Annotated in this window: 12 protein-coding genes; 4 read left to right on the plus strand and 8 right to left on the minus strand. The window is 69.0% G+C overall.

Annotated elements, in window-relative coordinates; translation table 11 throughout:
* Window positions 1-11: 11 nt before the first annotated feature.
* The 5 genes from EIZ45_RS05180 to EIZ45_RS05200 all read right to left on the minus strand — a co-directional run bounded on the left by EIZ45_RS05180 (window position 12) and on the right by EIZ45_RS05200 (window position 3,778).
* The gene (locus EIZ45_RS05180) at window positions 12-638 is read right to left on the minus strand and encodes a TIGR03085 family metal-binding protein (protein WP_037808421.1); all 627 of its coding nucleotides are present in this window, start codon (window positions 636-638) and stop codon (window positions 12-14) included.
* A 21-nt stretch (window positions 639-659) separates the two neighbouring features.
* Window positions 660-2,051 carry a glutamate decarboxylase gene (locus EIZ45_RS05185; RefSeq protein ID WP_043827076.1) on the minus strand — a complete coding sequence of 464 codons (1,392 nt, stop codon included), beginning with the start codon at window positions 2,049-2,051 and terminating at the stop codon, window positions 660-662.
* 96 nt (window positions 2,052-2,147) lie between these two features.
* Entirely contained in the window at window positions 2,148-2,624 is a 477-nt protein-coding gene (dps, locus tag EIZ45_RS05190; RefSeq protein WP_037808424.1) for a DNA starvation/stationary phase protection protein Dps, read from the minus strand.
* 26 nt (window positions 2,625-2,650) lie between these two features.
* Window positions 2,651-3,073 carry an organic hydroperoxide resistance protein gene (locus EIZ45_RS05195; RefSeq protein ID WP_009084505.1) on the minus strand — a complete coding sequence of 141 codons (423 nt, stop codon included), beginning with the start codon at window positions 3,071-3,073 and terminating at the stop codon, window positions 2,651-2,653.
* Window positions 3,074-3,205: 132 nt separating this feature from the next.
* Window positions 3,206-3,778, minus strand: coding sequence for an NADPH-dependent FMN reductase (locus EIZ45_RS05200; RefSeq protein ID WP_205669816.1), 573 nt, complete (start codon window positions 3,776-3,778; stop codon window positions 3,206-3,208).
* A gap of 185 nt (window positions 3,779-3,963) precedes the next feature.
* Between EIZ45_RS05200 and EIZ45_RS05205 the strand changes: the two genes are divergently transcribed.
* Window positions 3,964-5,016, plus strand: a complete 1,053-nt coding sequence (locus EIZ45_RS05205) for an alpha/beta hydrolase (RefSeq protein WP_134662053.1) — start codon at window positions 3,964-3,966, stop codon at window positions 5,014-5,016.
* A gap of 450 nt (window positions 5,017-5,466) precedes the next feature.
* Here the strand turns inward: EIZ45_RS05205 and EIZ45_RS05210 are convergent, their stop codons facing one another.
* On the minus strand, window positions 5,467-6,024 hold the full coding sequence (locus tag EIZ45_RS05210) for a hypothetical protein (protein WP_037808428.1): 558 nt from the start codon (window positions 6,022-6,024) through the stop codon (window positions 5,467-5,469).
* A 671-nt stretch (window positions 6,025-6,695) separates the two neighbouring features.
* On the opposite strand from EIZ45_RS05210, the gene EIZ45_RS05215 reads away from it, so the two are divergent.
* Window positions 6,696-7,844, plus strand: a complete 1,149-nt coding sequence (locus tag EIZ45_RS05215; RefSeq protein ID WP_037809344.1) for an MFS transporter — start codon at window positions 6,696-6,698, stop codon at window positions 7,842-7,844.
* 68 nt (window positions 7,845-7,912) lie between these two features.
* Here EIZ45_RS05215 and EIZ45_RS05220 read toward each other — a convergent pair whose 3' ends face one another.
* Both EIZ45_RS05220 and EIZ45_RS05225 read right to left on the minus strand, forming a co-directional pair.
* Window positions 7,913-8,290 (minus strand): hypothetical protein, encoded by a 378-nt coding sequence (locus EIZ45_RS05220; RefSeq protein ID WP_037808429.1) that lies wholly within the window; start codon window positions 8,288-8,290, stop codon window positions 7,913-7,915.
* Between the two features lie 57 nt (window positions 8,291-8,347).
* Window positions 8,348-9,538, minus strand: a complete 1,191-nt coding sequence (locus EIZ45_RS05225; protein WP_134736027.1) for an RtcB family protein — start codon at window positions 9,536-9,538, stop codon at window positions 8,348-8,350.
* Window positions 9,539-9,713: 175 nt separating this feature from the next.
* On the opposite strand from EIZ45_RS05225, the gene EIZ45_RS05230 reads away from it, so the two are divergent.
* Window positions 9,714-11,153, plus strand: a complete 1,440-nt coding sequence (locus tag EIZ45_RS05230; RefSeq protein WP_134662055.1) for a M48 family metalloprotease — start codon at window positions 9,714-9,716, stop codon at window positions 11,151-11,153.
* Window positions 11,154-11,344: 191 nt separating this feature from the next.
* Entirely contained in the window at window positions 11,345-12,091 is a 747-nt protein-coding gene (locus EIZ45_RS05235) for a hypothetical protein (RefSeq protein ID WP_134662056.1), read from the plus strand.
* The last annotated feature ends 18 nt before the right edge of the window (window positions 12,092-12,109 follow it).

Genomic DNA, 12,109 nt, shown 5'->3' on the forward strand with positions numbered 1-12,109 from the left:
GGCGGCCCGGATCACAGCCCGCGCTTGGCGCCCTTCAACTGCGCCACCGCGGCATCGTCACCCTCGTAAGTCACCTGCACCGCGTCCCGCCCGAAGACGAAAAGCAGCAGTTCCACCGGCTCGCCCACCACCGTGACCACCGGAGCGCCCGACTTCACCGAAGCCGACTGGCCGTCCGGGGTCCGCAGCACCACCCCGACCGGGGACTTGCGCAGGTTCAGCTTCGCCGTCCGCGTCGCGAGCCGCCACGCCGCCCCGTCCCGCGACGGATCGGCCGGGCGCGGGGTCCAATCCGGTTGTGCCCGGCGGACATCCTCGTGGTGCACCAGGAACTCGGCGCTGTTCGTCGCCTCGTCCACCGGGCCGATGGACGTCGGCCAGAACCGGGACGGGCCGCGGCGGACCTGGGCGACCAGGTCGTCCCACGGACGCGCCGCGACGCCGTCCTGCACCTTCTGCGTGTGCCCGGCCAGCGCGGGCACGACGATTCCCGGCATCGCGTCCGGCCGGTGCTCCCGCACGACCAGATGCGCGGCCAGGTCCCGCGTCTGCCAGCCCTCGCACAGAGTCGGGGCATCCGGGCCGAGCTGCTCGAAGAGGTCGCTCAGCGCTTGGCGTTCGTCTTTGGCAAGGCCCATGTCAGCTAGGTTACTCGCCAGTTAGTGGTGGAAACCGGTCGACGTGGCCGGGTCGTGCTGTGGGGACGGCTGCCGGTTCAGTTCCGGAAGGATCCGCTTCAGGTCGCCGAGCAGCAGGTCAGCCAGGTCGTGCGTGAAGCCGTTGCGGACGACGACGCGCAGGACCGCCAGGTCGGTGCGGTTGTCCGGGAACGTGTACGCAGGGACGAGCCAGCCGCGTTCGCGGAGGCGGCGGGACACGTCGAAGACGTCGAACGAGGTGACGTCCGAACGGGTGGTGAAGGCGAACACCGGCAGCTGGTCGCCGCGCGTGAGCAGTTCGAACGGCCCCAGTTTGGAGATCTCCTCGGCCAGGTAGGTCGCAACGTCGCGGGAAGCTTGTTGCACCACACGGAAACCTTCGCGGCCCAGCCGGACGAACGTGTAGTACTGCGCGGCGACTTCCGAACCGGGGCGGGAGAAGTTGAGCGCGAAAGTCGGCATGTCGCCGCCGAGGTAATTGACGTTGAACACCAGTTCCTCGGGCAGCGCCGCCTTGTCGCGCCACACCACCCAGCCGACGCCGGGGTACACGAGGCCGTATTTGTGCCCGGAGGTGTTGATCGACGCGACGCGCGGCAGCCGGAAGTCCCACTCCAAGTCCTCGTCGAGGAACGGGGCGATCATCGCGCCGGACGCGCCGTCGACGTGCACCGGGATGTCCCAGCCGGTTCGCTCCTGCAGCGCGTCGAGGGCGGCCGCGACCTCGGCGACCGGCTCGTAACTGCCGTCGAAGGTCGAGCCGAGGATCGCGACGACGCCGATGGTGTTCTCGTCGCAGAGCTTCACCGCTTCTTCCGCGGACAGGTGGTACCGGTCGCCCTGCATCGGCACCAGGCGCGGCTCGACTTCCCAGTACTCGCAGAACTTTTCCCAGCACACCTGGACGTTGATGCCCATCACCAGGTTCGGCTTCCCGGTGCGGCCCAGTTTCGACCAGCGGCGCTTCAACGCCATTCCGGCGAGCATGCAGGCCTCGGACGACCCGGTGGTCGAGCAGCCCATGATGTCGGCGGGATCCGGCGCGTGCCACAGGTCGGCGAGGATGTTGACGCAACGCCGCTCGAGTTCCGCGGTCTGCGGGTACTCGTCCTTGTCGATCATGTTCTTGTCGACGCACTCGGCCATCAGCTCGCGCGCCTGCGGCTCCATCCACGTCGTGACGAACGTGGCGAGGTTGAGCCGCGCGTTGCCGTCGAGCATCAGCTCGTCGCGCACCAGCTGCAGCGCCGTGTCCGGCGGCAGCGAATCGTCCCGCAGCCGGTCGCGCGGCATCGTGAAGTCCGCGGCGAGCGCCGGATTGCTCCCCGCGTACAACGGATTCGTGCCGGTCTTCCGGTCTGCCCGATCTTGTTTCCCCTGATGCAGCACCATGTCAGCGAACCTACTGCCGGGCGCCCGCGACGACCACCGGATGAACGAAAAGCCGTCCGCGACAACGGCGGACGGCTTTTCGTCAGGCGGCGCGGATCAGGCCTGCTGCGCCTGCCACATCCAGTGCGCCTCTTCCAGCGCGCGGGTGATCTCGATGAGCAGATCCTGCGTCACGAGGTCGCTCTTGTCGGTCTCGTCGATGCGCTTGCGGAGCCGTTCGATCAGCGCCGCGAGAGTGTCGACGATCGCCGCGATGGTCGATTCGACGGACTGCCAGTTGTCCGGGTACTCCGGCGCACCGGAGGTCGCCACGACGGTTTTCGCCTTGCCGTTGGGCGAAACCCCGATCGCGGCGGCGCGCTCGGCCACCTCGTCGACGTACTGCCGCGCGGTCGACACCAGCTCGTCGAGCTGCAGGTGCGCGCTGCGGAAGTTCTGGCCCACTACGTTCCAGTGCGCCTGCTTCGCGATCAGCGAGAGGTCGATCAGGTCGGCGAGCGTCGCTTGCAGCGCGTTGCCGGTGATCTCCTTGTCGGATTCGGAAAGCGGGCTCTTGATCGGGGAAGTGGTCATCTCGGGTGTCCCTCCTCTGTCTTGGGTCAGACGGTGGTGGTCAGCTCCACCTCGATGTTGCCGCGGGTCGCGTTGGAGTACGGGCAGACCTGGTGCGCCTGCTCGACCAGCTGGTCGGCGTCGGCCTTCGCCAAGCCGGGCAGCGAAACGTCGAGCCGCACGCCGAGCTGGAACCCGACGTCCTTCTTGAACACGCTCACCGAACCGGTCACTGTCGCGGCGGGCAGCGCGACCTTCGCCTGCCGGGCCACGGCCTGCAGCGCGCTCAGGAAGCACGCGGAGTACCCCGCGGCGAACAGCTGCTCCGGGTTGGTCTTGTCGCCGCCGGGACCGCCCATTTCCTTGGGGATCGCCAGCGACTCGTCCAGCACGCCGTCCGAGGACGTCACGTCGCCGTTGCGGCCTTCTCCTCGCGCGGTCGCGACGGCGGTGTAAATCGGCTCGGCCATGCGTGTTACCTCCTCATCGGGACGCCTCCGGAGTCAGCGTCGCAATGAGTTCAACGCCCCGCATCCGCGGAACCGTGCCCCGGCATGGCAGTCATCACCCCGGGAATAACCGGGATCCGAGGAGGGGAAACCTCAGCGTGAGCGAAGCAACGCGTGCTCCGCGACCTGCTCCCCGATGAGCCGCAACGTGCGGACGCTCTTCTCGTCGGACGCGCCGCCGCCCTCGTCGAATTTCGTCTCGGCGGAGTTGATCGAACCACCCAGCGGGGTGGACCAGCCGCGCAGCGCGTGCGTGATCGTGCGGAGCTGTTCGAGCGTAGTGACCGCGGCCTGCCAGCCGTACGCGACGGCGGCGAGACCCACCGCGCGGCCGTCGAGGTACGGGCGGGTGTCCTCGCGAAGGTCTTCGATGTAGTCCAGGGCGTTCTTGACCAGCCCGGACAGCCCGCCGTGGTAACCGGGCGAGACGACGATGAGCCCGTCCGCCTGGCGCACGCCCTCGATGAGCTTCCGCGCGCGTTCGTCCCGCTCCGGGGTCGCGGTGTCGTAAAACGGCAGGACCAGCTCCGGGCCTGGGATCAGCTCGGTCACGACGCCGCGTTCCTCGGCGGCGGCGAGCGCGATGCGCAACGCGCGCTCGGATTGCGAGCCCTCGCGCAGCGAGCCGCCAATGCCCAGCACCTTGACCTTTTTTGCCGAAGTCACTTCCGACCTTCCTCCCCACCACCACCCTCAACGGAGTGGCTGCGCCACGCTGGCCTGTTTTGAGGCTAACCCCTCCACCTAACTGGAGGACCAGGATCTGAGACGGACGCCTGGGTCACACACCGACTGGACCAACGTACCTACTGGCAAGTAACCTCGGCTCATCCGGCGTTCGAGGAGGAACGATGGCCATTCCGCTGCAGATCCGCGCCCAGGCTGCCGCCGCGCAGTTGCTGTTTTGGCTGCCCAGGCCGGTGCGCAGGCTGATCGCCGGAGCACCGCTGCGGCTGGACGGCCAGGAGCTCGCCCTCGACGCCCAGTTGCTGCTGCGGTTGCAGAAGCTCTCCGGTGCTTCGCTGGTCAACGGGTCGGTCGAGCGGTCCCGTGCGCTGCTGGAAGCGAGCCAGCACCTGGTCAACGGCAAACGGATCGACCCGGTCGCGACCCGCGACGTCGCCATCCCGTCCGGCGACTCGTCCCTCGAAGCCACCCTCTACACCCCGGCCGGCCTGCCGGAACCGTCGCCGCTGCTGGTGTTCTTCCACGGCGGCGGATGGGTCATCGGCAGCCGCGCCACGCACGACAACGCCGCGCGCTACCTCGCGAAACACGCCGGGGTCCGGGTGCTGTCGGTGGAGTACCGGCTCGCGCCGGAATGCCCGTTCCCCGGACCGGTCGAGGACGCGCTGGCCGCGTTCGACTACGCGCACGCCAAGGCGGCCGACCTCGGCGCGGACCCGGACCGGATCGCGGTGGGCGGCGACAGCGCGGGCGGCAACCTGTCCGCCGTCGTCGCACTGGAGGCGACCCGGCGCGGCGGGCCGGCGCCCGCGTTCCAGCTGTTGATCTACCCGGCGGTCGACTTCACCACGCGACGCCGGTCTCGCGAACTGTTCGGCGAAGACCTCTTCCTCACCGACGAGGCGATGGTGTGGTTCGAGGGCCATTACGCGCCGGAGGGCATCGACAAGGCCGACCCGCGGATGTCGCCGCTGCTCGCGTCTGACCACAGTGGACTCCCGTCCGCTTACATCGTCACCGCGGGCTTCGACCCGCTGCGCGACGAAGGCGAGGCGTACGCGGAAAAACTGCGTGCGGCGGGGGTTCCGGTGGCGGTCAGCAGGCAGGCCGACCTGATCCACGGGTTCCTCAACTTCGCCGGAGTGGGGACCCGGTTCCGCGAGGCGATCGCGGAGATGGCGGGCGCGCTGCGGGTGGGGCTCGCCAAGCGCTCGTGAGCGGGGTTGCCAGTTAGCACCGGGGCCTGGGCCCGGAGACGCTGCGAGCGGGCACGCCAAAGCGCTCGCGAGCGGGGTCGCCGGTCAGCACCGGCACCCGGACCGAACTCGGACGCATTGCGAACAAGGCACGCCAAGCACCCGCAAGGGACGTCGCCGGTCACACCGGTGCCCGAACGCTCTGCGAGCGGGCCATGCCAACCATCCGCGAACGGCGTTCCCGGTCAACACCGGCACCCGAACGCGCTGCAAGCCGGGCTCGCCAACCATCCGTGAATGGCGTCGCCGGTCAACACCAGCCCGGGCCGGACACGGAGGCGCCGCGGAGCACGGCTCGCCAACCGCCCGCGAACGGCGTTCCCGGTCAACATCCGAGCCCGGACATGGAACGGAGCCTGGCGCGGCGAACCGCACCAGGCTCCGGGCCTTTCCCCCTCCCCGTCAGGCCGTTCAGGTCCCAGGCACGGGCACCGGGGCGGGCACCGGCGGGGCCGGCAGCGGTGGCGTCGGCACCGGAAGCGGCGGTACCGGCACTCCGCCGAGCAGCCCGGCGAGCAGGCTGGTGACCGCGGCGAGCAGGCCCTTGACCAGGTCGCTCACCGCCTTGAGCGGTCCGGGCAGGTCCGGCAACGGCGGGATCGGCAGCGGCGGGATCTGCCGCGGCGTCGCAGTCGGGTCGCCGAGGAGCCGGTTGGACTCGTCCGCGCGGACCTTCGCCGCCGACGAGAGTTGCTGGGTTTCGGATTGGACCTGGTAGCGCTTGCCCGCCGCGATGTCGGCGAGCACCGGGCTGAGCCGGGTGAGGTCCGCCCTCGTCTTGGCGACATCGCCGGCGTACGCGACCTTGGTCAGGTCGTCCCGCATCTGCAGTACCTGCGCGGCGACGGCTTGAGTGGCCGAGGACCCCTTGCCGCCCGCCGGGCTCGCGGAGGCCATCCCCGAGGTGCCGACGGCCAGCAGACTGCCCGCGGCGACCACAGCGATGATCCGCCCGATCTTGCCTTTCATTCTTTACCTCCCTGGCCTCTGGGACCTGCCGGGTAAATCGATACCCGCCGTGTCGGCCCAACACCAGCCGATCACCGGATAGGGAGTTTTTCTAACCCTTACGTGCCGAATCCAAGAATCGGGAACCGGCCCGCAATTGATTAACGTGGACGGCTTGCGCGTCCCCCGACGATCACGGACCGCGGACCTGAATCTGACTCATAGTAGCCGGATTGCCCGAACGGCGGCATCGCTCACTCACACAGGCGTAGTTCGTGATCGATTACCTTCATCACCCTGTCGGGACGCGCGATCTCGCTCGTCCGACCGTGGGGGTCCCCCACGCACGCACCGCCGCCCGCATTCGGGTCCGCTCCCCTTTTTCCTGGGGAACTCCGCCGCCTCGACCGGAAAACTCCAAGGTCGGCGCGGAAATGTGAAAAACTGTTCGCGAATGGGCGGCGAGAATGCTTTTCCGTGCTGCCGATGAAGTTATCACCCAGGTCGCGCTCGCATTTTCCGGGTCCGCCGAACGCCTGCACGACACCCGGACGGGTGGCGGGTGCCGCTCAGCGAGTGTGACGAAAAGAAGTTGCACGCTCGTACCAACTCTTGCTCTCATGGGGTACGTGCCTTTTCAGCCTTATCGCCGCGTCCTGAGCGTCCCCGGCCTCCGCCCGTCGATGGCGCTGATGTTCTTCGCACGCGTGCCCATGACGATGACCGGCGTGACGCTGACGCTGTACGTCGTCAGTGGCCTCGGCCGGGGCTACGGCGCGGCGGGCGTCGTCGGCGCGGCGGTCACCTTGGGCATGGCGCTCGGCGCGCCGGTGATCGGGCGCACCATCGACCGGTACGGCCTGCGCCCGGTGGTCGCGGTGTGCGGGTTGTCGTCCACCGCGTTCTGGTTCGCGGCTCCGCACCTTTCGTACGAGGCGCTGGTGGTGTGCGCGCTGCCGGCCGGGGTGCTGTCGGTGCCCGCGGGCTCGCTGGCGCGGCAGATCCTCGCCGCGCTCGTGCCCGCCGACCAGCGGCGCGCGGCGTACTCGCTGGACACGATCCTGGTCGAGGCGTCGTTCATGATCGGCCCGGCGGCCGGGATCGCGGCGATCTCGCAACTGTCGGCGACGCTGACCTTGAGCGGCATCGGCACCATCTTCGGCGTCACCGCGCTGCTGATCTTCCTGCTCAACCCGCCGATCCGGAACGAGGACGAACTCGCCCCGGCCGGCATCGTGCGGCCGCCGCTGCGGTCCTGGCTCACCGGACGGCTGCTGGCGACCCTGCTGATCGCCGCCGGGACGCTGTTCTGCCTGGTCGGCACGGAGGTCGCGACGCTGGCCGCGCTGCGCTCGCACGGCGACGTCGGCTGGACCGGCCTGGTCATCGCGGTGATGTGCGCGGCGTCGATGATCGGCGGCATCGTGCACGGCGCGGTGCGGAAGTCGCTGCCGCAGGGGCTGCTGATGCTGCTGCTCGCGCTGCTGGTGATCCCGGTCGGGCTGGTGACGCAGCCGTGGTGGCTGCTGATGCTCGTGCTGATCCCGACGAACCTGGTCTGCGCCCCGACGCTCGCCGCCACCACGGAGGCGGTCAGCGAACTCGCGCCGCCCGCCGTCCGCGGCGAGGCGATGGGCCTGCAGGACGCGTCGACGCGGCTCGGGCTGGCCGCGGGGAGCCCGGTCGTCGGCTTCGCGATCGACCATTCGAGCCCGGCGTGGGGTTTCGCGGCGGCCGGATTCGGCGGACTGGCGCTGGCGGCGCTGGGGCTGGTGTGGTCGCTACGCCGGAGCTCGGTGCGGACCCCTTCGCTGGCGGCGGCTGTGCGGGCTCGCCGCTGAGCTGTTGCCGGGTGCGGTCCGCGAGGCGGCCGTCCGTGAAGGGGCCCTTCACGGATCTCTGCGAAGGGTCAGGTGCAGGCTTTGCGCAGCCCGTCGAGCTTTTCCAGGTTCCGTTTGGTCCACCGGGCGATCACCCCGGCGTCCTCGAGGTGTTCCTTCTGCACCTGGACGTACGAATCGGCCATGCCGAGCAGGGCGTTCTTGACGTCCTCTTCCTTGACGTCGGCCGCCAGTTCGCGCAGCCGCCGTTCCTTGTCCTGTGCGCGGGCCTTGAGCTTGTCGCCGTCCACCAACGGGTTCAGGTCCGCGAGGCCCAGCGCTTCGGTGCACGTGGAGACCTTGTCCACCGCTGAATTCGTCTGATTGACCGCCGAATCAACCTGGTCGCACCCGGCCAGCAACGTTCCGGCCGCGACCAAGGCGACCGCCACCCCCCAGCTCTTCATGCCTTCAGGGTAGCGGCTCCCGCGGGCGCACCGGCGCGATTCGCCCGCGGGAACCCCTCATCCCTTCACGCACACGACCTGCTTGAGGTGAGCGACCACCTCGACCAGGTCGGTCTGCGCCTGGATCACCGTCTCGATGTCCTTGTACGCGGCCGGGATCTCGTCGACGACCCCGGTGTCCTTCCGGCATTCCACGCCCGCGGTCTGCGCGGCGAGGTCGGCGGCGGTGAAGGTCTTGCGGGCCTTCGTCCGCGACATCCGCCGTCCGGCTCTGTGGGACGCGGATTCGAACGACGCGGTGTTGCCGAGTCCGCGCACGATGTACGAGCCCGTCCCCATGCTGCCCGGGATGATCCCGAGATCGCCGGAGCCGGCCCGGATCGCGCCCTTGCGGGTGACGAGCAGGTCGACGCCGTCGTAGGTTTCCTCGGCGACATAGTTGTGGTGACACGAAACTGCGTCGTCGAACGTCGTCCCCGGGATCACTTCCGCGACCGCGAGCTTCACCAGCGCGACCATTGTCGCCCGGTTCCGTGCCGCGTAGTCCTGTGCCCAGAAAAGGTCGCGCCGGTACGCCTGCATTTCCGGCGTGTCCGCGACGAACACCGACAGGTCGGGGTCCGGCAGATCGCGGTTGTGCGGCAGTTTCCGCGCGATCGCCATGTGCCGCTCAGCGAGTTCCTTGCCGATGTTGCGCGAACCCGAATGCAGCATCAGCCAGACCCGGCCCTCGTCGGAGCCGCCCTGTTCGAGGCAGACCTCGATGAAGTGGTTGCCGCCGCCGAGGCTGCCTACCTGCAGATGCGCGCGCTTGCGCAGGTCCTGGACTCCCTCGTGCAGGTCGCCGAACGACTTCCAGAACGTGTCCCAGCCGCCGACGCCGTGCACCTTCGCGGTGTTGACCGGCGTCTTGTGCAGGCCGAACCCGACCGGCACCGCCGATTCGATCCGCTTGCGCAGCTTGCCGAGGTCGTCGGGCAGGTCGCTCGCCGTCAGCGAGGTCCGCACCGCGCTCATCCCGCAGCCGATGTCGACGCCGACCGCGGCCGGGGAGACCGCGTCGCGCATCGCGATGACGCTGCCGACCGTGGCGCCCTTGCCGTAGTGGACGTCCGGCATCACCGCGACGCCGTGCACCCACGGCAGGTTCGCGACGTTGCGCAGCTGCCGCATCGCTTGGTCTTCGACCGACGCGGGATCTGCCCACATCCGGATCGGAACCCGCGCGCCGTCCACTGCCGTGTACATGACTTTCCTTTCCCAGAACGAAGTTTGCCCGCTCAGCATCCGGCACTCGGGCGCTGGCGACAACGGGTTTTCGAACACCGGTGCATCGGTGAAACGAAATCGGCGCTTCCGTCGATAACGGCTCGGACGACCGGTTCGCCGAGGGTGCCGGTCTTGGGGAGGATTCCGTTTTTCCATGAGGTACTCATTGCGGGCGACGCTCGCGGTCTTGTTGCTGGCCGGGTTTCCGGTGCTGATGCTCGCCGTCGCCGGGGCGCTGATCTGGCTCGAGGTCGAGGCGTTCCACGGTCATCCGGTCACCGCGATACGGCTCGGCTTCCTCGCCGTTCCCGTGCTGTACGTGCTGGTCACCGCCCTGCTGACGTTCGAGCGGTCGCACGACGACGTCGACGGTGTGCTCGTCACGCCCGGCGAGCAGCCCGAACTGTGGGCGGCCGTCCGCGAGCTCGCTCAGGAGGTCGGCACCCGGCCGCCGGACGAGATTTACCTCGTTCCGCAGGTCAACGCGGCGGTGAACGAGGAGACGCACTGGGCGGGGCTGCGCGTGCGGCGGCGCCGGATGTTCATCGGCGCGCAGCTTTTCGCCGGGATGCGGGTCAGCCAGCTCCGGGCCATTCTCGGGCACGAGCTCGGCCACTACAGCAATCGCCACACCCGCTTCGCCGGCGCGACCTATCGCGGACGGCAGACGATCGGGCGAGTCGTGAACGGACTCAGCTCGGCTGGGTCCGGCCGGCTGGTGCGGCCGATCTTCACCGCGTACGCCGCCGTGTATTTCCAGGTCTCGGCGCGCGTGAGTCAGCAACAGGAACTCGCCGCCGACACCGATTCCGCACGCGTCGCCGGCAGCGCGGCCGCGGCCAGCGCGCTGCGCGAAGTCGAAGTCCTCGACGCGGCCTGGTGGGTGTTCCTGAACGACTACGCGACGGTCGCCTGGTCCTCCGGCTATCTGCCGGCGCGGATGACCGAGGGCTACCAGCTGCTGCTCTCCGACGAGCAGCGCGCGGAGGAAATGGCTTCCCTGCGGGAAAATCCGCCGTCGCGGCCTGCGTCGAAGTACGACAGCCACCCGCCGATGTCAGAACGGATCGCGCTGCTGGAAGCCGCTCCGGCCATCCCGGTTCCGCCCGGCGGCGAGCGACCGGCGATGGATCTTCTCCGCAACGGGCCGGAGCTGCTCGATGCGGTACTGGTCACCGGCTTCACGGAGGGAGTGTCCTCGAAGAAGAAGCTCGACTGGGCCAGCCTGGTCGACATCGGCGTGCGCGATTCGAATCAGGCCGAGGCGCTGCGGATCCTCCGCAGCCGCCGTCTCGACGATCTGCTGGACCTGCTCGACGCCGGACGCCTCGAGGAACTCGCCGAGCCCACGGCTCCGCCGGAGGCCCGGGCGAAGCGCGAACTTTACCGAGCGCAAGTCCACTTGAGACTGTCCATTGTGCTGCACGCAATGCTCGCCAAAGCCGGTGCGGCGCACTGGGAACTGTCCTGGTCTGGACCAGCGAAGCTGGTGCTGGCCGAACCGTACGCCACCGAACTGGATCCCGCCGTCGGCGCGGCGATCGACGGGAACACCGCTCCGCTCCGCGCGTTGCTCGCCCCGGTTCGTTCCTGAGAGGAAAACCCTTTGCTGGGACTGATCAAGCTCTACACCGTTCCGCGGTGCACGCCGACGTGCTCACGAACGTGGCGTGGCAGATCCGCAGCGCGCGGGGGCGAAGTACGTCAGCGCGGAGCAATTCACGGGATTCCAGCGCGCGCCCTGCAGTATTGGTGTGACAAGTGGTTCGGCACCCACGATCTGATGTGGACCTTCGCCGAGGAGGGGACAAGCGCGTCGAAGCCGCGCTCGTCGAACTCCGGCGTGGTCCCGAAGCGGTGGAACAATTCCGCCACCTCGGCCGGAGCGCGTCCGGACGGGTGTGGTCGTACAGCGGTTACGGAGCCATTCACGAATTCCGGACGCACCGCAACCAAGCCTGCCGGCTCGCGAAGCAGCGGGGACCGGTCCCGGACGACCAGTGGTCTCCTGGCCCGGTTCCCGAGCAAGAGGTGGTGTCCGAGGTGATCCCGTCCAGTCCATCCCAGCCGATGCCCGCGTCCGGCGAAAACGCGGAGCAGGAGGTGCGGCGAGGAATCCGGTCGATGCGGTGGGCGATCGGCGGCCAGGCCGTGCTCTACCTGGCGCTCGCGGCGTTCGTCGGTTACCTGCTCGGGCTTGGCGGCACGTCGGGCGCCGTGGCCCTGCCGGTGACGATCCTGGTGATCAACTCGGCGCTGACCAGTGCGTTGGTGGTATGCGCTGTCTTGCTGAGCAGGCGGCAGCGCGGGGTGATGCTCGCGCTCATCTGGCTCGAGTGCGGGTTCATGGCGATGCTGCTGCTCGGCGCGATCCTGTCGCTGGCCATGAGTTCGGGAGCCGGGGGCGGCGCGCCGGTCGGGCTGATCCTGTGGGGTTTCCTGATGCAGGCGGTGCTGCGCCCGTTGCAGAAGCCGGAGATCCGGGTCGCGTTCGGACTGAAACCGATCAAGCCGCGGCAGAAGAAGAAGTGAAAACTGCCCGGCCCCTGG

Origin of the sequence: Amycolatopsis sp. CFH S0740 (assembly GCF_004522315.1) — a bacterium.
In the GTDB taxonomy this organism is placed as follows: Bacteria; Actinomycetota; Actinomycetes; order Mycobacteriales; family Pseudonocardiaceae; genus Amycolatopsis; species Amycolatopsis nivea.